Origin of the sequence: Leisingera sp. ANG59, assembly GCF_013317235.1 — a bacterium.
Lineage (GTDB): Bacteria > Pseudomonadota > Alphaproteobacteria > Rhodobacterales > Rhodobacteraceae > Leisingera.
In genome coordinates this window covers 1-18530 of record NZ_WLCM01000061.1, presented here as the reverse complement: position 1 = coordinate 18530, position 18530 = coordinate 1, and the positions used below count along the sequence as shown (strand labels likewise).

Below are 18530 nucleotides of genomic sequence, written 5' to 3'. Positions count from 1 at the left end.
GTCACCGCCAAACCTAGTAAAATCCAACAAAACCTCTCTTAAACGATGCAACAAAAAACCTGCCGCGGGATGGAGCAGCCAGGTAGCTCGTCAGGCTCATAACCTGAAGGTCGCAGGTTCAAATCCTGCTCCCGCAACCAACACAATTTCCTCAGATATATCAAAGGCTTCGGGCAAACCGTCCGGAGCCTTCTTCGTGTCCGGGCCTTCCGCAGCCGCTGCAAGACGCAGCAGCCCGGCCAGATCCCCTTCAAGGGTCAGATCCAGGCCAGTGCCCTCCGCCGCAGGCGTCAGCACGATCCGCTCCACCAAAGCGCGCAGCGCTTCCTTGGCCTCTTCCATGCCCTCGGCCGTGCCAAGGCTCCTGATCAGCCGCGACACCCGCTCCCGGTAGGGCGGGTCCAGCAGGCTGCTGGCCGCAGGAAGCTTGTAGAGGCGAAGGCCGAAAACAAGCTGACGAGGAGGGGATCGAAGGGGGTATCCCCCTCGCGAACGGAAAGTTGCAAAACCGGGGTCCAGCNGTGCCCTCCGCCGCAGGCGTCAGCACGATCCGCTCCACCAAAGCGCGCAGCGCTTCCTTGGCCTCTTCCATGCCCTCGGCCGTGCCAAGGCTCCTGATCAGCCGCGACACCCGCTCCCGGTAGGGCGGGTCCAGCAGGCTGCTGGCCGCAGGAAGCTTGTAGAGGCGAAGGCCGAAAACAAGCTGACGAGGAGGGGATCGAAGGGGGTATCCCCCTCGCGAACGGAAAGTTGCAAAACCGGGGTCCAGCCCGGGATTGCAACTTGCCTAGTGAGTACAAGCCGCACAAAACCAAACAAGTCTCTCGGGATTTTCGTCGTCTTCGCAGACACTCGGATCAGTCAAGCAGATCTGAGGTTGCAGATGCCTTTGGAGGGCCGTGGATCAGTTCGGCCAGTTGATCGATTTCCGCCTGACGGCGCGGCGGGATGCCAAGGCAGCAAGGGCATTTCTGCGCCAAGCGCGAGACACCGTTCGGTGTTATCAGCCGCTTACAATCGTCACCGACAAGGCGCACAGCTATGCAAAGGTGATCGGCGAGATTAACGGTCGACTTGGGCCTGATAATGCTATCCGCCACGTTGACCGCAAGTATTTGAACAACCGGATCGAGAGAGATCATGCCGCACTGAAGCAGAGATTGCGTCCCATGCGCGGGTTCCAGACGCTTGCCGCAGCCAAGGCCGCGCTCGCTGGCATCGGAACTTCCGCACCATTTGAAACGGCCGATTCGAGAATTGTGAAAGCGGGGTGACCAACGAGATCGCCTTCATCGACACACTGTTCCAAGAGGCTGCGTGATGGGGGAGCAAAGCCGACGACAAACACGGCTCTCTGCCATTAATGCATCGGACCCGTCTCCACCCCTCGGGGTTTTGCCTTCCTGACCGGATCACATCGACCAGACAGCTTGGCATCCCCGCGCCGGTGCTGCCTTGGCCACGGCAGTGGCCAAGGAGATTGGAGCTGTACCCGCCAACGCTCCTATTGGAACATTCGCCCTTCCGCAGCGTATTCGCGCAGGATTGCGGGGGGCTGGAAGCGCGGGCCGTACTTCCCGGCCAGTTCCTCACAGCGCGCGATGAACCGATCCAGGCCATAGGTGTTCACATACTGGATATATCCCCCGGTGTGGACCGGCGCTCCGATACCCATGATCGACCCGATATTGCCATCGGCGGCGCTGCGCAGAACGCCCTCCTCGAGACACCGCAGGCTTTCCAAAACCGGGCGGAACAGGATGCGGTCCTGAATGTCCCGGTCCGAAATATCGGTATCATCCTTACGCCACTTGGACAGGCCGGACCAGATCGCCTTGCCGCCGTCTGCGTAGTCGTAGAACCCCTTGCCGGTCGCGCGGCCATGGCGGTCGTGATTGTCCAGCATGTCCGCCAGCATCGCCCGCGCCTCGGGGTTTTGTTCCTCGGCGGGGTCCAGCAGGCCCATTTCGATCTGCGTGCGATAGATATCCGTCACCAGCTTGATCTGAACTTCGTCCAGCAGCGACAACATCCCCGTGGGCATTCCGATCAGTCTGGACAGGTTGTCCACCCGCAGAGGATCATGCCCCTCGGCGACCAGTTGCACACCTTCGATGATCTTCGTGCCGATCGTGCGCGAGGTGAAGAAACCCGTCTTGTCCCCGACAATGATCGGCGTCTTGCGGATTTGCTGGGCAAAGTCGAACGCCCGCGCCAGCGTCTCGTCCGAGGTTTCCTCGCCCGCGATGATCTCCAGCAGCGGCATCTTGTCGACTGGCGAGAAGAAGTGCAGGCCGACAAAGTTCTTCGGGTTCTGCGCTTTAGACCCCAGCCGCGTGATCGGCAGGGTCGAGGTGTTCGAGCCCCAGACCCCGTTCCCGGCCAGATACTCTTCGGTCTCGGCGATCACCTTGTCCTTGACTTCGATCTTTTCAAAGACCGCTTCGATGATCATGTCGCAGCCGCGCAAGTCTTCCATATCGGCGCTGGCCTTGATCCGGCCCAGAACCTCGGCGGCTTTCGCCTCGTCCATGCGGCCCCGCTGGACACGTTTTGCCAGCAGTTTCTCGGTATAGGCTTTGCCGCGATCAGCAGCCTCTTGCGTCATATCCTTCAACACGACCTCGATGCCGGCCATGGCCGAGGAATAGGCGATCCCCTGTCCCATCATGCCTGCACCCAGAATGCCCAGCTTGCCCACCTTGCTGCGCGGGATGTCCTTGGGTCGGCTGGCGCCGCCATTGACCTGATTGAGACCAAAGAAGAAGGTCGAGATCATGTTCTTCGCTTCGGGCGACACAAGCAGCGCGCAGAACTGGCGGGTTTCATAGCGCAGCGCCGTGTCGAAATCCAGCTTGCCGGCTTCGACCATGACGTCCAGAATCCTGGCCGGCGCAGGCAGCAGGCCGCGCGTTTTCTGGAACAGCATCGCCGAAGCGCCCGCAATCTTGGGGGCCAATCTGGGCGAGTTCGACCCGCCACCGGGAATGCGATAGCCCTTGGTGTCCCAGAGCTGCCTTGCCGCCGTCTCGTCGCCCTGAACGGAGAGGATCCATTCGCGGGCGCGGGTCAGCAGGGCGTCAGCCTCGACAACTTCCTGCACCAGCCCCGCCTTCAGGGCTGCGGCAGGGGCCAGTTGCTTGCCTTCCAGCAGGAATGGGATCGCAGCTTCCAGTCCCAGCAGCCAGGTCAGGCGCACAACGCCGCCGCCACCGGGCAACAGGCCCAGCGTGACCTCGGGCAGGCCGATCTTGGATTTCGGGTTGTCCGCGGCGATCCGGTAGTTAGAGGCGAGGCACAGCTCATAACCGCCGCCCAAAGCCGCGCCGTTGATCGCGGCGACCACCGGAACCGGCAGCTGTTCCAGACGGCGCATATCGGCCTTGATGCCCTCGACCTCGTCAAACACGTCCTGCAGCTGATCCTGCTCGATCGCCACCAGCCGCTTGAGGTCACCCCCGGCAAAGAACGTTTCTTTGCCCGAGGTCAGAATGACGCCTTTCAGCCCCGCTTCGGCCTCAAGCTTGTTCACCATGCCGGCATAGAGCGGCCCGAACTCTTTGCTCATCGAGTTCACGGGACCGTCCATATTCATGGTCACGGTCACGATGCCGTCTGCGTCTTTTTCGTATGTAAATTCGCCCATGTGACTATTCCTTCTCAAACGCGCTCGATAAGCGTGGAAATTCCCATGCCGCCAGCGACGCACAGCGACACCATTGCCCGTTTGGCATCCCGCCGCTCAAGCTCGTCCAGCACGGTGGAAACCAGCATGCCGCCGGTTGCGCCCAACGGGTGGCCCAACGCGATCGCGCCGCCGTTGACGTTGGTGATCTCGTGGTCGATGCCCAGATCCTTCATGTAGCGCAGGGCGACCGAGGCGAAGGCTTCGTTGATCTCCCAGATGTCGATGTCCTTGACGGACAGCCCCGCCTTTTCCAGGCACTTGTGCGCCGCCGGTCCCGGACCGGCCAGCATGATGACCGGGTCGGTGGCAATGACGGTTGAGGCGACGATCCGCCCGCGCGGCTCCATCCCCAGATCCTTGCCTGCCTGTTCCGAGCCGATCATGACCGCCGATGCCCCATCAACGATCCCCGAGCTGTTGCCGGGCGTGTGGACATGATTGATGGCCTGCACTTCGGGGTATTTCGCCAGCGCCATGTCGTCAAAACCAAAGCCGCCCATCTGCGCGAACGAGGCCTTCAGCGACCCCAGCTTCTGCATATCGGTGCCGGGTTTGATGAAATCGTCACGCTGCTGAATGACCAGACCGGACTCATCCCGGACCGGCACGACCGAGCGGTCGAACCAGCCATTGTCCCGCGCATGCGCCGCACGGCGCTGGCTTTCCACGGCAAAGGCGTCGACATCTTCGCGGCTGTATCCGTCGATCGTGGCGATCAGATCAGCGCCGATCCCCTGCGGGGCGGACTTGTTCTCGATGACGAATTCCGGGTCAAAGAGCATTGGGCCGCCGGAGGATCCGAGCGGCACGCGGCTCATCGATTCCAGACCGCCCGCAACGACCAGGTCCTGCTGGCCCGAGCCGACCTTGGCGGCGGCGATGTTCACCGCCTCAAGCCCGGATCCGCAAAACCGGTCAAGCTGCACACCGGGCACGGCCTCGTCCCATCCGGCGGACATCACAGCGGCCTTGGCGATGCACGAGCCCTGATCCATCAAGGGGGCGACGCATCCCAGGATGACGTCCTCGACCTTCGCGGTGTCGAGGTCATGGCGTTCCTGCAAAGCCTCCAACAGCCCTGCGGCCAATCGGACCGGTTTGACTTCGTTCAGAGTGCCGCCCGCTTTGCCTTTGGACCTAGGCGTTCTCACTGCGTCATAAATAAATGCCTGGGACATAAGAGTACCTCTTTCTGTCGGAATGGTTGTTTTGGCGATCAGAGCTTGCGCGAGATCAGTTCTTTCATGATCTCGTTGGCGCCACCGTAGATGCGATGCGCCCGAATGTCGGCGAAGGCGCGAGTGATCGGGTATTCCTGCATGTAGCCATAGCCGCCATGCATTTGCAGCGCTGTGTCCGCCACTTCAAACGCCATTTCACTGCACCAGAGTTTGGCGCCGGCGGCGTCTTCGGCCCGCAGTTTGTCGAGGGCAAGATTGGTCATGCATTGGTCAACCATGGCCTGTCCCGCTGAGATTTTGACCTTCATGTCAGCGAGCTTGAACCGCACATCCTGAAACTCGGCCAAGGGGCGGCCAAAGGCCTGGCGCTCTTTGGTGTAGCTAAGTGCTTGTTCGTAACAGAACTTGGCACCTGCTACTGCCCCGATGGCGATCATGAGCCGTTCCCAGGCAAGTTCACCAAACAGCATCATCAACCCGCCACCAACGGCCTTTTCTCCGCCAAGGACGTTTGATATGGGAACGCGTACGCCTGAGAAGTTCAGGATACAGGTGTCCTGAGCTTTTTGGCCCAGTTTCTTCAGCGGTTTTTCCTTGGTGAACCCGTCGCGGCCGGCTTCGACAAGCACCAGTGACAGTTTCGGTTCGCCACCCACGGCCGGATCAACAACCTGTGCGGCGACGATAACAAGATCGGCCATGAAACCGTTGGTGATGAAGATCTTCTCACCATCCAGAACCAGTTCGTCACCATCCGCCACGGCCCGTGTCTTGATGCCCTGCAGGTCAGACCCCGTACCCGGTTCAGTCATAGCGATGGCGCCGATGACCTCGCCCGTGGCCATTTTCGGCAACCAGGTTTGCTTTTGCTCCGGGGTGCCGTAATTCCGGATGTAAGGGGCGACAATGTCGGAATGCAGCGCGAAACCGGGGCCGCTCGCGTTGGCGCCGTAGAGTTCTTCGAGGATGATGAGGCTGAACCGGCGGTCCACGCCTGCGCCACCATATTCCTCGGGGATGGTTGGGCATAGGAAACCCTGTTCGCCAGCCTTCCGCCAGGCATCCCGGCTGATGTGCTGGTCAGTCTCCCATGCCGCGTGATGGGGACTGATCTCGGTTTCGACGAACTTGCGAAACGCTTCGCGGAACATGTCGTGCTCCGGTTCAAAGAGGGTGCGGTGCAACATTGGAGTCCTCCAGTCCATTTGGCTGAAAGAGAAACATCGGGCGCACCCTTACTCAAATCGAAATGAATACGTTAATATCTAAAAAATGAATATCTCAGAAGAAGTCTTCAGGCTTCAGCATCAGGCGGGAACTTCCGAACTGCGGCAAGACAGGCGCGAACGGCCCGGCTTGGCAGCCAGCGCGACAGATGCGCAACGCCCATGTTCAGTTGAGGGAAGACATCCAGATCAAGCAGCGCAAAGTTCTTCTGGAAACTGCGCGTACTGCCATAGGTGCTGCTGACAATGCCAATCAGGTCGGATTCAGCGACGGCCGTTTGGGTCACGACAAAGTTTTCGATGATGTGCAGCCCACGACGTGGATCGACGTCGCCCTGCAACAGAAACTCGGCGAAGCGCTGCGCATAACCGACATGATAATCAGGCGAGACCACTCGGTATCGTCCAATCAGTTCCAGCGAAATCTGTGGTTCTGACAGAATGGGATGCCCTCTGCGGCAAAAGAGCCGGGGATGGAATGTGCCTAGCTCTTCGACGGAAAAGTCTGGCTCTCGCGCCAAGTCTTCTGTTGGAGCAAACAGCAGATCAAGGTCTCCGCGCTTCAGCATCCGGACCCCACGCTCAACCGGCAGGCCCACCATGTTCAGGCAAATATCCGGGCTGGTTTTCAACAAATGAGCAATGGCGCGGTTAAACAGACCTTCCTGCGAGGCCGGAGAAATGCCAACCCGCAGAACCTGGTCGATCTGTTCCTTCTGGGATCGGGTATCCTCAACCAGCATGTCGAAATCAGCGACGATCCTTTCGGCTCGATTCAAAAACTCCCGTCCTTCAGGCGTTGCTGACACCCCGCGGGCGGTGCGATGAAAGATTGCCAGACCAAGGTCCTGTTCCACGTCGGCAACGGCCTTGGTGAGCGTCGACTGGCTGACATTCAGAACCTTTGATGCGGCAGAGAGCGATCCCGCCCTGTCTATGGCAACGATCTGCCGGAGCTTGGTCGATGTGAACATGGTATTCCTGAATTAGATATTGTCACTGTAAAATAGATTGGATTTGCAGTCAGGTCTATGGCTCCCTTCCGTTCGCAGGCGCCCTTGCAATTTGCCGGGTTTGGAACGGAGGACATGATGCAAGAGAAACCGCTAAGTGGCATTCGCATTTTGGAGTTTGCTGGCATTGGGCCAGGGCCGTTCTGCGGCATGCTTTTATCCGACCTGGGGGCGGACGTGGTGCGGATCGACCGTCCCGGCGTGACCCCTCAAGGCGTTGGGCCGGTCACGGGGCGTGGCCGCCGCTCGGTGGCGCTGGACCTGAAAAGTGCCGACGGAGTGACGAAGGCGCTCGATCTGATTGCAGCCGCTGACGCCTTGTTCGAAGGGTTTCGCCCCGGCGTGATGGAACGCATGGGCCTTGGCCCGGACGTGGCGTTGGCGCGCAACCCGGCGCTGGTATACGGGCGCATGACGGGCTGGGGACAAGAGGGCCCCCTATCGCAGGCTGCCGGGCACGACCTGAACTACATCGCGATTTCCGGCGCGTTGGGGGCGATGGGGCGGCCGGCGGTTCCACCTTCGCCTCCGCTGAATCTTGTGGGGGACTATGGCGGTGGTGCGATGTTCCTTGCAATGGGAATGCTTGCCGGAATACTGCGCGCTAAAACGACAGGTGAGGGGCAGGTGATCGACGCTGCGATGAGCGATGGCAGCGCACTGTTGATGGCCATGTTCCATGATCTCAAGGGTATGGGGCTTTGGCAGGATCAGCGCGGATCCAACTTTCTCGACGGCGCCGCGCCTTTCTATGACACCTATGAATGTGCGGACGGAAAATACATCAGCATCGGGTCAATCGAACCACAGTTTTTCGCAGTTCTAATGGAGAAAACCGGCCTGTCCGATGATCCCGTTTTTGCCACGCAGATGAACCCGGCCAGGTGGCCGGACATGAAAGATAAGTTGGCACGCGTGATCAAGGGCAAGTCGCGTGACGAGTGGTGCGAAATCATGGAGGGCACTGACGTGTGTTTCGCGCCGGTTCTGTCGCTGGGTGAGGCTCCTTCGCATCCTCACAATATCGCGCGCGAAACCTTCGTAGAGTTTGACGGGCGGCAGCATCCGGCACCGGCACCCAGATTCCGCAATGTACCGAACCGCCCGGATCGGCCTGCACCCAAGCCGGGAGAACATACTGAAGAGGTCCTCAGCGAATGGATTTCGCCGGCCTGACACCCGCTTGTTGCGCGGAACCCAGAAACAAACACGTGGGGAGGACGTGATATGACTGCTACAGACCTGGAATGCCCGATCGATTTGTTGGAACACTGGGCGCGAACACGCCCTCAGAGTGTTTATCTGCGGCAGCCGGAACACGGAAAAATTCGCGAAATGACCTGGGCAACGGTCTGGGATCAGACACGTCGCATGGCTAGCGCTCTGCTCTCGATGGGGCTGGAAGGCGGTGACCGGGTCGCCATCATCGCCAAGAACAGTGCTGAATGGTTCATTGCAGATTTTGCGATCCAGGCCGCCGGGCTGGTGTCGGCGCCGGTTTATCCGACGGCATCGCCGGAAACGATCCAGTATATCCTGGAACACAGTGAATCCAAGGTGGCTTTCATCGGCAAGCTGGATGACATGACTCTGGTCAAGTCAGGATTGCCCGAGGATATCACCACAATTGCAATGCCCTATCCAACCTTGCATTGCGATCACCGGTGGCAGGATCTGATCGAGACCCATGATCCGCTGCAGCCCGTTGCGAGAGCTGCATTGGATGATCTTTTGACCATTGTCTATACGTCGGGATCCACCGGTAAGCCCAAGGGCGTTGAACTGACCTGCCGAAACATGGCCTATGGCGGCAAGGTGCCGATGGAGAAATTGGAACTGCGACCCGAGGATCGCCTGATTTCGTATCTGCCACTGGCGCATGCGTTCGAGCGCGGCGTGATTGAACATGGCAGCTTGTACCATGGAGCTTCGGTTTCGTTTGTGGACTCCCTCGATACCTTCGCCGATGATCTGCGAAATGCCGCACCAACGATTTTCCAGTCCGTCCCCCGTCTTTGGATGAAGTTTCACTCGGGTGTTTTGGGCAAAATGCCCCAACGCAAACTCGATCTCCTGCTGCGCCTTCCCGTTTTGGGCAATGTCGTCCGTAAGAAAATTAAGACCCAGCTTGGCCTGCAGAACGCCCGCATATGCATCTCCGGCTCGGCTCCGATTTCACCGGCCATCCTGCATTGGTTTGAAAAGCTGGGGATCAACATCAGCGAAGGGTGGGGCATGACTGAAACCGGTGGAGCCTCGACCGTCAACTACCCATATCGCGCCGACAAGGTGGGCACGATTGGCGACCCAATGCCCGGAACAGAAATCAAGATTTCGGCCGAGGGCGAGATCCTAATTCGCGGCGACGGTGTGTTTTCCTGCTATCACAAGGAACCTGAAAAAACTGAAGAGGTATTGTCGAACGGATGGCTGCACACGGGTGACAAGGGCGAAATCGACAGTGACGGATACGTACGGATCACCGGGCGCGTGAAAGACGTCTTCAAGACAGCCAAAGGGAAATACGTTGCACCCGTGCCAATTGAAAGCCTGTTGTTCGAGGACCAGCATGTAGAGCAGGTCTGCGTGGTCGGCAGCGGCTTACCTCAGCCCGTTGCCATAACTGTCCTGTCACATGAAACCACTGATGCAGTCTCGGAGCATGAAATTCGGCAATCGTTGAGCCAATCTCTGGACAGGGTCAATGCTCAGCTTGAGAGGCACGAGCAATTGGGACGGATCATCGTCGTGCCAGATGCATGGACCGTGGAAAACGAGCTCTTGACGCCGACGATGAAGATCAAGCGCGAATTGATTGAGGAAAAGTATGAAAGTGTCGTGGCTATGCCAGCAGACAGCGAGGTTGTTTTGCTGTGAATGAAAACTGGCCCCTTCAATGACCTGCTGACACTCGACCGGGACAACGCGGATGGCGCTGATCACGCCGACCACCCCGCGCCGCACGAACGTTTGCCGCTCATTTGCTGAAGCCGCTCTGTGCGTAGTTTCTTGCGCAACCATCAGGTTACCAAAAGTATACTGGTTGAACTTCGTACCATGTATTCGCAGGTACGCGACTAATGCAGGAAACGCCGAGCGACACCATATGATCCCGCACGAAATCATGAGCCGAAGCTTTATATACAGTGATCATAAGCCCTGTCTCTTCGACATGCGGCCAGGGGCGCTGCGACCTACTGCTGCAGAATGTTCAATCGGGTTGGGTGAAAATCATCGTTATGAGTCACGTATCGACGGTCTGCCCTATCCTTGGGTTCGGGATGGCCGAGAGCCGTTTGACGATCAACTTTCCTGAAATGAGTTCAGAGCTGAAATAGCGAAGGCGAAGCAATGGCAGGTACGTCAACTAAGAAATTCACTTTCCTTATCGGCGTGTTGGCGATCGCCGGTCTCGGGGTGTGGTTCGCCACGCGCCCCGATCCGATCATTCTTCAGGGAGAGGTGTCCGCCGATCGCTACGATGTCTCTGCGCGGGTTTCCGGCCGCGTCGTGGAATTGGGTGCAGATGTCGGCGACACCGTCGAGAAGGGCGATTTGCTGGTGATGCTGGAATCTCCCGAACTCCAGGCGTCACTGCAGACTCGCAAGGCAACCGTCGAAGTTGCCAGGGCCGACTATGAGCGCATCATCACCGTGCGCGATGAGGAAGTGGCCGCGCGGCAGGCGGAGCTTGAAGCCGCCGAGGCCGAACTGGGACTGAGAGAGCACGAACTGGGACGCTTGCAGAGGCTGCGCGAATCCCCTGCCTTCTCCCAAGCTCAGCTGGATGTTGCAGTGCGCAATCGCGACTCCGCCCTGAAGCGGCGGGACGTTGCGCAAGCGACGCTGCAGCTGACGAAAGAAGGGGCGAGCGAGGCGGATCGGCAACTGGCCCGGGCGAGGGTCGAAGAGGCCGAGGCGGCCCTGCAGTCCGTGCAAGCGCAGATCAGCGAGCTTTCGGTCAAGGCACCCGTCGGCGGCCTCGTGACAACGCGCGTCGCCGAGATCGGCGAGAACTTCAGTCCGGGCGCCCCCCTGATCTCTCTCGTCGATATGAATGATCTGTGGTTCACGTTCAATGTGCGCGAAGACTTTCTCGAAGGCATCGAGATCGGCGACGTCCGCACGGTGCGGGTGCCAGCCCTGGCCGACAGGGAGGTCGAGGCGCGCGTTACCTTGATGAACGTGCTGGGGCAGTTCGCGGCGTGGCGCGCCACGCGTGCGACGGGCGATTTCGACCTGCGCACATTTGAAATTCGCGGCAAGCCCGTCGAGCCGGTGGAAGGGTTGCGGCCCGGGATGAGCGCGGTCGTGAACGTCCCGGTGACGGAACGCTAAGGCCGATGAGGAGGAAAACCGTCCGACTCGGATTCTGGCTCGTCTTCAGGCGCGAAGTCCGGTGGCTCATCCGCCGTCCGTTTCTGGTCCTGCTCGCAAGCATCATCCCGATTGCGATGTTCTTGATCCTGGTGAGCGTCTATGCGCGCGGCATCGCGACGGAACTTCCCATCGCCGTGCTCGATCAGGATGACAGCCCCGGCTCTCGCCAGATTGTGCGTCTCGTCGATGCCGCGCCGGACATCCGGATCAAGACGAAAGTCGTCGATCTGGAGGAAGCGAAACGCGGGATACTTTCCGGCAGCTACCAGGGACTGCTTTTGGTTCCGGAAAACTTCACGCGCGATGCCATGGCTGGCCGCCGGCCCGAGATCACGTTTTTCTACAACACGCAGATGATGGTTGCCGGCAACCTCTCGGCGCGCGGCGTGTCGTCGGCCCTGCCTTCGATCGCGGCGCAGGTTCAGGCGGCGGCGCGCATGGCACGCGGCATGGCCGCAGATCAGGCGGCGATTGCCGTCCGGCCGGTCGCGATGGACGCCCATGGCCTGTTCAATCCCACACTCGATTACAGCCACTTCCTGCTCGCCGCACTTGTGGTCGCGGTTTTGCAACTGACGACGTCGCTCGCGACCTGCTACAGCGTTGCGCTGGACGTCGAAACGCCTCACAGCCTGAGAATTTTGCGCCGTCTGGGCGGCGGCATCGTGCCGGCCGTCCTGGGCAAGCTCTTGCCGCTGACGATCGTCGCATGCCTGGTTCACGCCGTGTGCGACATTATCATGTTCGGGTATTTCGGGCTGCCCCTCGACGGCTCGGGCTGGCTCCTGGCTCTGTCGGCGCTGGTCTTTCTTCTTTCCTGTCAAATCCTGGGAGCGCTTGCCGCGCTTTTTATCGGGTCGCCACCGCCGGCGCTGTCAGTCCTGGCACTGACTGTCTCTCCCTCGTTCGGCTATCTCGGGGTCTCGTTCCCGCGCGAAGCGATGAACGCCTTCTCGATCTGGTGGGGCAACATCTTTCCGGCGACTCCTTACGTTTCATTGCGGATCGACCAGACTGTGAGAGGGGCGCCAGTGGACGTGTCGCTTGCGATCCTGCATCACCAGTTTGTCTATCTCGCGGTCGCAGTGTCTTTCCTCCTTTTCATCCTCGTCCGGATCAGACGGAAAGCGGCCACTGCGGGCACGCAACCGCCGGGTCAAGCAGCGGCGCCGGAGGTGTAGCCCATGACAACCTTTCTTTCTGTCGTGCGTGGCGAACTGGATAACCTCGTCAGCAACGGCCGCATCTTCGCAATCTTCTTCATCGCAATTGCAATTCTCGGGCTTTATTATCCGCAACCCTACAGTTCCGAGGTCCTGCGAGAAGTCGCGGTCGCGGTGGTGGACCGGGACGACACGACCTCCTCGCGGCAGCTCACCCGCGACGTGGATGTGTCGCAGAACGCCCGTGTCGTCATGAAGCTGCCCGATGTGGCCTCGGCCGAGCGCGCCGTCTTCGAGCGCAGGATCTCGGGCTATCTTTTCATTCCGCAGCATTTCGAACGCGAGCTGTTGAGCGGACGGCAGGCGGCGGTCGCTTTTTACGGAGACGCCAGCTATTTCCTCATCTTCTCCAAGCTGCGATCGGCCATCGGCACCGCCATTCAACGGCTCGGGACGAACGTGGTGATCGGACGGCTTGCCGCCGACGGGATGAACCCGGAGGAGGCGCTCGCTGTGGCTTCACCAATGCGCATCAACATGATCCCGCTGTTCAACCCCGAGGGCGGCTATGCCAGCTATGTGGTTCCGGCCGTCTTTCTGTTGATCGTTCAGCAGCTGCTTCTGATGGGGGTCGGCCTGCTGAACACCCTGCCTTCAGAAGCCCCAAGGGTCAGTGCCCCGCCGATAGTGGCCACCATCGGCAAGTTAATCTCCTACATGATCCCCGGCGTGTTCCTATACCTCGTGGCCACGATCATCATCCCCTACGTCTATAACATTCCGCGCATCGGCGATGTCTGGTCGAGCCTCGCGATCGCGATCCCGTTCAGCCTAGCCGCGTCGGCGCTTGGCCTGTTCCTTGCAGCGCTTCTGCGGGATGCCTTGATCGTCCAGCTTGTTTGCAGTCTGCTCGGATTGCCGCTGTTTTTCATGGCCGGCATCGCGTGGCCGAGCGAGGCGATGCCCGAGCTCTTGCAGTGGGTGGCTCGCCTCGTCCCGTCAACCTCCGGCATCGACGCCGCCGTGCGCGTCAACCAGATGGGCGCGGACCTGTCGGATGTCACCGGGCAATTTCGGGTTCTTTGGGTCTTGGCACTGATCTACGCGCTGCTGGCGTACCTCGCGATGCGGCTGACTGATGCGCAGGCGGAGTTTCGGTCGTGACCCTCGATAGCGAGCGGCCGCGGGAGCCGTATGGTCAGCAGGGCCATGCAATCCGTCCCCTACGCCATTTGAAGATGCCCAAATGCGAAATAAGGGACCGCAAGATATGATACTACGGCTTTCCAAATCCTTCCTGGTCATGGCCATCGCTTTCTTCGCATCGCTCGTCGTGTTCGGGAATGTCACCGACTACGGCTCGAATTTCGCATTCGTGCAGCACGTGTTTTCGATGGACACGATTTTCCCGGAGGCCAGTATCAAGTATCGGGCAATAGAATCTCCCTGGATGCACCACGCCGGCTATCTGTTCATTATCCTTCTCGAGGCTTTGACGGCGCTTCTCTGCTGGATCGGCGGCTTCAAACTTCTGACGAACAGAAGCGCGCCAGCGGTCGAATTCAATAAGAGCAAGGCGGTGGCGATTGCTGGACTGACGTTGGGGTTTCTCACATGGCAAGTGGGCTTCATGTCGATGGGCGGCGAGTGGTTCGGTATGTGGATGTCTGAGACTTGGAATGGAGTACCAAGTGCCTTCCGGATTTTCATGACGATGTTGGGGGTTCTTATTTACCTCGTTCTTCCCGAGACGGATCTGGACTGAAACCAGTGAACCGACGACCCTGTCGATCTTGCGCGAAAACGAGCTCACGTGTTCCAAGGGCGGGCGAGTCATTGCCTGTCCACCTGGCGTTGATGGTCGGTGCTGGCAAGCCATCACAGCTGCGCGCTTGGGCCAAGAGGCTGCAAGATCGGAAGGGCTTCAAGAAAGCCGCAGTGGCGGCATCCCGAAAGCTCGCTGTCGTCATGATGTGCATCTGGCGCGACCAGACAGTCTTTGAACCGGGAAAGGAACTTATCACCTGACAACCAACTGAGATCCCGCCCACAAGAGACAGGGCGGGTTCAGCGTCCTTCGGGACGGCGGCGGATCAAGCCAGTCAAAAGCGGCTGAAGGAGCGTGACGCTCACTTCGCGAATGACATTCTGGCTGGTCAGCTCCCGGACGCCATCAGGAAGCGGAAACACCGACTTCGTAGAGAACCAGGACCCCGAACGGCAATAGAACCCGCACTTGACGATCCCGCAAACAGAGAGCTGGTTTTGTTTCGTCAGTTTCCATGATCGTCACGACAGGTTCGCGTTGTAGGTGAATGATGGGTTCGGTTCATGAGATTCCAGATAGGCACTCAGATCCGTGCGTGGGAACACAACGAAATTTTACAAGAACACATAGAGTAACATGCCGCCCGTCATGCCCATGATCGCATATTCGAGGCTTGGCAGCAGCGTACTGGCTGCTGCGATGCCAAACTCGAGGATCGTAACCAGGTCGCTGAGACCTTGCAGCCAGATCATGTGTCGGCTGTTTCGCATTTGCCAAATTGCTCGGCGACATAATCGACCCATGCGCGAACGCAGGGATTATGTCTGTTTTCTTTGGCGTAGACGGCGAAGATACCGGTTTCAAAGGCCGTGGACGTGACTTCGTAATTCGGCAGGATCTTCACCAGATCGCCGTTGTCGATATGGTCCTGAATGGCCCAGGCGGGTTGGATGATGATTCCGGCTCCGTCAATCGCAGCGGCTGTAATGAGATCGGCGTTGTTGGTGGTCAACCTTCCCTGCCGCGTCGGAACGCGATGCGTTTGCCCATCTTTCATCAGTTTCCACGAATAGTTTGCCGTGGAATAGGAGAATGTCAGGATGGTCTGGCCGTCCAGATCTTCATGGGTTTCGATATCTGGATGGGCCCGCAGATAGGCGGGTGCAGCGGCAAGAACGAACGCCTGCTCGCCAAGCTTCTTTGCAATCAGCGCAGAGTCGGCAAGCCGCCCGATCCGGATCGCTACGTCAAATCCAGCGTCCGCCAGATTGATGATCCTGTCATCACTCACAATGTCGATGCGGACATCCGGGTAGAGCTCCAGGAACCCACTGAGGACCGGCGCAATATACAGCCTGGCATAGCGCCAGGGGACAGAGACGCGCAGCTGGCCCGCAACACGGCCGTCTTCGCCGTGGATGTCCCGCTTGAGGGTTTCAAACCCGTCCAGAATTTCCTGGACCCGTTCGTAGGCACGCACACCCGCTGGTGACAGCCGGACTGACCGCGTGGTGCGCACAAACAGCTTCACGCCAAGTTGTTCTTCCAAGCCTGCAATCTGCCGTGTGACGGAGGAGTTGGCCATATTCAATTCTCGGCCTGCAGCCGCAAAACTCTCGTGGTCTGCGACCTTGGTGAAAATCTTCAGGCTTTGTGCAAGGTCAGGCATGTGGCGTTCCAGGGCGTGGCGTCTAGCGGATCACCTTAATCAGTTATTGCGGAAATAGGAATGATGAATTCCGGTTCGGTCTGTTTTTCGAAACAGTGGCAAACCTTAAGTTCGCCGCAACGACGACAAACACAAGCGCGATGGAAAGGACAGTTCAATGCAAACCACGCAGACAGAGATCGCGACGGCGACGGTGAATTACCTTCCTGCTGACACGGACCAACCTCGGATTTTCATTGATCCTGACGGTGAAATCGGTCGCCGCATCGATCCGGTTCGTGAACAAACGCTCGTGACGCTTCATGACGTGCGGGAAGGTGAGTCCCCGAAATTTTTAAGCCATGGGTTAGAGTTCATCACGATGCCGAGCAAGGTGTCTGAGTTCGACAAAGATCAATCCTTCCGCGCGGTGTACGACCCGGAGATCGACGCGCTCATCAAGAAGGTGGGCGGCGCGCAGGAAGTGGTCATCTTTGATCACACTGTACGGGTGGATGACGAAAATGTCCGCCGTCCGGCGCGGCACGTTCACGGCGACTATTCCGCAACGTCAGGCCCGGTTCGCCTGCGCGAATTGCTCGGCGATGAGACCGCCGCTGAATGGGAGAAAGGGCACTACGGCATCATCAATGTATGGCGTCCGATCAGCCACCCGGTGCAGACGGCTCCGCTTGCTTTTGCAGATCCGACTACCGTTCAGGAAGGCGACTGGACAGATATCGACATCATCTACCCTGACAGGCGCGGTCAAATCACCGGCCTGAAGCGGAATGACAAACATCGTTGGATCTATATGTCCGAGATGACCCCTGAAGAAGCGGTGGTGTTCACCACGTTCGACAGCGCGGGAACCCCGGCCATTGGACACTCTGCCGTCGATCTCACGGTACTGCCGGAGAACGCAAAACCAAGACAAAGCATCGAAACCCGCGCGTTGGTTCGGTTCAACTGAACCGCGCTCCCCTGAAAGGACAAACCCGTGTCTGACAATCTGTATGTTGTAAACCGCGAGTCCGGCTTTGGGCCGGAAGCTCTCCCGATCTGGACCGACAAGGCCGGAACGATCAATCCCTTTGAGCAGCGCGATACCAGCGATGTGACCAGGGTGGATTTGCCCGAAGTGCCTGGTGCGTTTCAACTGTTGAATGTGCTCTCGGATCAAGAGGCCGACAATTTCGTGGCACTGGCAGAGCAGCTTGGGTTCCACCAGGACTCTCCTGTTTCGCTTCCGCATGAAGTACGGCACAACCAGAATGTGAATTGGGTGGTCAGCGAGAACATCGACAGCGTCTTGTGGGAACGCTCCAAGCATCTGGTTCCCGAGGTCGTGAACGGCCAAACCGCGACAGGTATCAATGCCCGTTTCCGGTTCTATCGCTATGACGAGGGCGATTACTTCAAGCCGCACTCTGATGGGGCATGGCCGGGCAGTCGTGTCATCGACGGCAAACTCGTCGATAACGCCTATCCGGGTCAGCTGAGCCAGTACACCTACCTCATCTTTCTCAATGATGGATACGAGGGCGGTCGCACGCAATTCATGGTCAGCAAATCCAATCCGTCCGAGCCAGCCAAGCGGTCCGACGACGTAAATCTTGTTGAGGTGCGAACCCCCAAAGGCGCGGTGCTGTGTTTCCCGCACGGGTATCACCCACTGCATTGCCTGCATTCGAGCGAGCAAATCACCTCGGGTGAAAAATACATCATTCGGTCTGACATCCTCTTCGGGTGAACCAGACCAAACCCTGGCCAGCCTGCATCTACTGCGGGCTGGCTCATGGAACAGAAAGCAAGACAATGACTTTGAAATCCTATGATCCCAGCAATGGTGACCTGGTAGGCGAAGTGTCCACGACCGCTGCTCAGGATATCCCTGAAATTGTTCAGGCAGCACATGCTGCCCAGAGAGACTGGGCTGCACGCCCGGTGACAGATCGTGTGGCGCTGCTGAACAAAGCCTATCAGGCACTGGCGGGCAAAATTGACGCCATGGCGCAGCTGCTTAGCCGCGAAATGGGTAAGGACATTCGCCGGTCCACTGGCGAGGTGCAGGGCGTGGCTTTGGGGGCGCCCCATGTCACGTCAGAGGTTGCTGAGGCAATCCAGCCAAAGCGGGCTGGCGGACAAATTGTCGAATACGTACCGCTCGGTGTTACAGCAGTGATTTCCCCGTGGAACTATCCGCTGGCCATGGCTGTCAATGAGCGTTCAAAACTGACCCGGTTTCAGCGTTTGAATTTGACCCACCCCTTGTGGCGCAAAGGCCCCAGGCGGGCCGCCCTCCTATAGCGAGTCCGTCTGGGGCCTTTGCTTGCGCGACGTTTATGTTTTTCTGCGTCGCTTGCTCTGTGCGAACCGGTATGACGTGTTGCCTGTCTCGATGATTGCGCAGTGATGAGTTACGCGATCCAGAAGCGCGGTTGTCATCTTGGCGTCACCGAA

The 18530-nt window shown here is 58.9% G+C and carries 17 protein-coding genes, 1 tRNA gene and 1 pseudogene; 12 read left to right on the top strand and 7 right to left on the bottom strand.

Annotated elements, in window-relative coordinates:
• The first annotated feature begins 63 nt into the window (after window positions 1–63).
• Together GKC28_RS24355 and GKC28_RS24350 are read left to right on the top strand one after the other, a co-directional pair.
• Window positions 64–140, top strand: a tRNA-Met gene (locus tag GKC28_RS24355).
• A 759-nt stretch (window positions 141–899) separates the two neighbouring features.
• A complete protein-coding gene (locus GKC28_RS24350) occupies window positions 900–1274 on the top strand; it encodes a DDE-type integrase/transposase/recombinase (RefSeq protein WP_174149546.1) in 375 nt (124 codons plus the stop codon).
• Window positions 1275–1504: 230 nt separating this feature from the next.
• Here GKC28_RS24350 and GKC28_RS24345 read toward each other — a convergent pair whose 3' ends face one another.
• The 4 genes from GKC28_RS24345 to GKC28_RS24330 all read right to left on the bottom strand — a co-directional run bounded on the left by GKC28_RS24345 (window position 1505) and on the right by GKC28_RS24330 (window position 7069).
• Entirely contained in the window at window positions 1505–3646 is a 2142-nt protein-coding gene (locus GKC28_RS24345; RefSeq protein WP_174149545.1) for a 3-hydroxyacyl-CoA dehydrogenase NAD-binding domain-containing protein, read from the bottom strand.
• Between the two features lie 14 nt (window positions 3647–3660).
• Window positions 3661–4866 (bottom strand): acetyl-CoA C-acetyltransferase, encoded by a 1206-nt coding sequence (locus tag GKC28_RS24340; protein ID WP_174149544.1) that lies wholly within the window; start codon window positions 4864–4866, stop codon window positions 3661–3663.
• Between the two features lie 38 nt (window positions 4867–4904).
• Window positions 4905–6056, bottom strand: a complete 1152-nt coding sequence (locus GKC28_RS24335; RefSeq protein WP_174149543.1) for an acyl-CoA dehydrogenase family protein — start codon at window positions 6054–6056, stop codon at window positions 4905–4907.
• Window positions 6057–6163: 107 nt separating this feature from the next.
• A complete protein-coding gene (locus GKC28_RS24330) occupies window positions 6164–7069 on the bottom strand; it encodes a LysR family transcriptional regulator (RefSeq protein ID WP_174149542.1) in 906 nt (301 codons plus the stop codon).
• 114 nt (window positions 7070–7183) lie between these two features.
• Between GKC28_RS24330 and GKC28_RS24325 the strand changes: the two genes are divergently transcribed.
• From GKC28_RS24325 to GKC28_RS26610, 7 genes and pseudogenes are all read left to right on the top strand, one after another.
• Window positions 7184–8284 carry a CaiB/BaiF CoA-transferase family protein gene (locus GKC28_RS24325; protein WP_254604389.1) on the top strand — a complete coding sequence of 367 codons (1101 nt, stop codon included), beginning with the start codon at window positions 7184–7186 and terminating at the stop codon, window positions 8282–8284.
• A gap of 51 nt (window positions 8285–8335) precedes the next feature.
• Window positions 8336–9985, top strand: coding sequence for an AMP-binding protein (locus tag GKC28_RS24320; protein ID WP_174149541.1), 1650 nt, complete (start codon window positions 8336–8338; stop codon window positions 9983–9985).
• Between the two features lie 474 nt (window positions 9986–10459).
• Window positions 10460–11446 carry an HlyD family secretion protein gene (locus GKC28_RS24315; protein ID WP_174149540.1) on the top strand — a complete coding sequence of 329 codons (987 nt, stop codon included), beginning with the start codon at window positions 10460–10462 and terminating at the stop codon, window positions 11444–11446.
• Window positions 11447–11451: 5 nt separating this feature from the next.
• Entirely contained in the window at window positions 11452–12669 is a 1218-nt protein-coding gene (locus GKC28_RS24310; RefSeq protein WP_174149539.1) for an ABC transporter permease, read from the top strand.
• A gap of 3 nt (window positions 12670–12672) precedes the next feature.
• Complete coding sequence (locus GKC28_RS24305) at window positions 12673–13815, top strand: ABC transporter permease (protein WP_174149538.1); 1143 nt, start codon at window positions 12673–12675, stop codon at window positions 13813–13815.
• Between the two features lie 106 nt (window positions 13816–13921).
• Entirely contained in the window at window positions 13922–14416 is a 495-nt protein-coding gene (locus GKC28_RS24300) for a DUF2165 family protein (RefSeq protein ID WP_174149537.1), read from the top strand.
• A gap of 113 nt (window positions 14417–14529) precedes the next feature.
• A pseudogene (locus GKC28_RS26610) lies at window positions 14530–14679 on the top strand (IS110 family transposase); the annotation flags it as partial.
• A 354-nt stretch (window positions 14680–15033) separates the two neighbouring features.
• Here GKC28_RS26610 and GKC28_RS24295 read toward each other — a convergent pair.
• Together GKC28_RS24295 and GKC28_RS24290 are read right to left on the bottom strand one after the other, a co-directional pair.
• Window positions 15034–15171: a hypothetical protein gene (locus GKC28_RS24295; RefSeq protein ID WP_174149536.1), complete on the bottom strand. Its 138-nt coding sequence runs from the start codon at window positions 15169–15171 to the stop codon at window positions 15034–15036.
• Window positions 15168–16088, bottom strand: a complete 921-nt coding sequence (locus tag GKC28_RS24290; protein ID WP_174149535.1) for a LysR family transcriptional regulator — start codon at window positions 16086–16088, stop codon at window positions 15168–15170. The genes GKC28_RS24295 and GKC28_RS24290 overlap by 4 nt, the downstream gene beginning before the upstream one ends.
• Before the next feature lie 157 nt (window positions 16089–16245).
• Between GKC28_RS24290 and GKC28_RS24285 the strand changes: the two genes are divergently transcribed.
• From GKC28_RS24285 to GKC28_RS24275, 3 genes are all read left to right on the top strand, one after another.
• Window positions 16246–17040: a CmcJ/NvfI family oxidoreductase gene (locus GKC28_RS24285; protein WP_174149534.1), complete on the top strand. Its 795-nt coding sequence runs from the start codon at window positions 16246–16248 to the stop codon at window positions 17038–17040.
• 27 nt (window positions 17041–17067) lie between these two features.
• On the top strand, window positions 17068–17820 hold the full coding sequence (locus GKC28_RS24280; protein ID WP_174149533.1) for a 2OG-Fe(II) oxygenase: 753 nt from the start codon (window positions 17068–17070) through the stop codon (window positions 17818–17820).
• Between the two features lie 65 nt (window positions 17821–17885).
• Complete coding sequence (locus GKC28_RS24275; protein WP_174149532.1) at window positions 17886–18377, top strand: aldehyde dehydrogenase family protein; 492 nt, start codon at window positions 17886–17888, stop codon at window positions 18375–18377.
• Window positions 18378–18410: 33 nt separating this feature from the next.
• Here GKC28_RS24275 and GKC28_RS24270 read toward each other — a convergent pair.
• Window positions 18411–18530, bottom strand: a 120-nt coding sequence (locus GKC28_RS24270; protein ID WP_217433978.1) for an ATP-binding protein, incomplete at its 5' end; no start/stop codon positions are given.

Bases quoted from the DNA above. Each gene is read 5' to 3' on its own strand.
- GKC28_RS24345 (WP_174149545.1), bottom strand. From the start codon at position 3,646: ATGGGCGAATTTACATACGAAAAAGACGCAGACGGCATCGTGACCGTG.
- GKC28_RS24340 (WP_174149544.1), bottom strand. From the start codon at position 4,866: ATGTCCCAGGCATTTATTTATGACGCAGTGAGAACGCCTAGGTCCAAA.
- GKC28_RS24335 (WP_174149543.1), bottom strand. From the start codon at position 6,056: ATGTTGCACCGCACCCTCTTTGAACCGGAGCACGACATGTTCCGCGAA.
- GKC28_RS24330 (WP_174149542.1), bottom strand. From the start codon at position 7,069: ATGTTCACATCGACCAAGCTCCGGCAGATCGTTGCCATAGACAGGGCG.
- GKC28_RS24325 (WP_254604389.1), top strand. From the start codon at position 7,184: ATGATGCAAGAGAAACCGCTAAGTGGCATTCGCATTTTGGAGTTTGCT.
- GKC28_RS24320 (WP_174149541.1), top strand. From the start codon at position 8,336: ATGACTGCTACAGACCTGGAATGCCCGATCGATTTGTTGGAACACTGG.
- GKC28_RS24315 (WP_174149540.1), top strand. From the start codon at position 10,460: ATGGCAGGTACGTCAACTAAGAAATTCACTTTCCTTATCGGCGTGTTG.
- GKC28_RS24310 (WP_174149539.1), top strand. From the start codon at position 11,452: ATGAGGAGGAAAACCGTCCGACTCGGATTCTGGCTCGTCTTCAGGCGC.
- GKC28_RS24305 (WP_174149538.1), top strand. From the start codon at position 12,673: ATGACAACCTTTCTTTCTGTCGTGCGTGGCGAACTGGATAACCTCGTC.
- GKC28_RS24300 (WP_174149537.1), top strand. From the start codon at position 13,922: ATGATACTACGGCTTTCCAAATCCTTCCTGGTCATGGCCATCGCTTTC.
- GKC28_RS24295 (WP_174149536.1), bottom strand. From the start codon at position 15,171: ATGATCTGGCTGCAAGGTCTCAGCGACCTGGTTACGATCCTCGAGTTT.
- GKC28_RS24290 (WP_174149535.1), bottom strand. From the start codon at position 16,088: ATGCCTGACCTTGCACAAAGCCTGAAGATTTTCACCAAGGTCGCAGAC.
- GKC28_RS24285 (WP_174149534.1), top strand. From the start codon at position 16,246: ATGCAAACCACGCAGACAGAGATCGCGACGGCGACGGTGAATTACCTT.
- GKC28_RS24275 (WP_174149532.1), top strand. From the start codon at position 17,886: ATGACTTTGAAATCCTATGATCCCAGCAATGGTGACCTGGTAGGCGAA.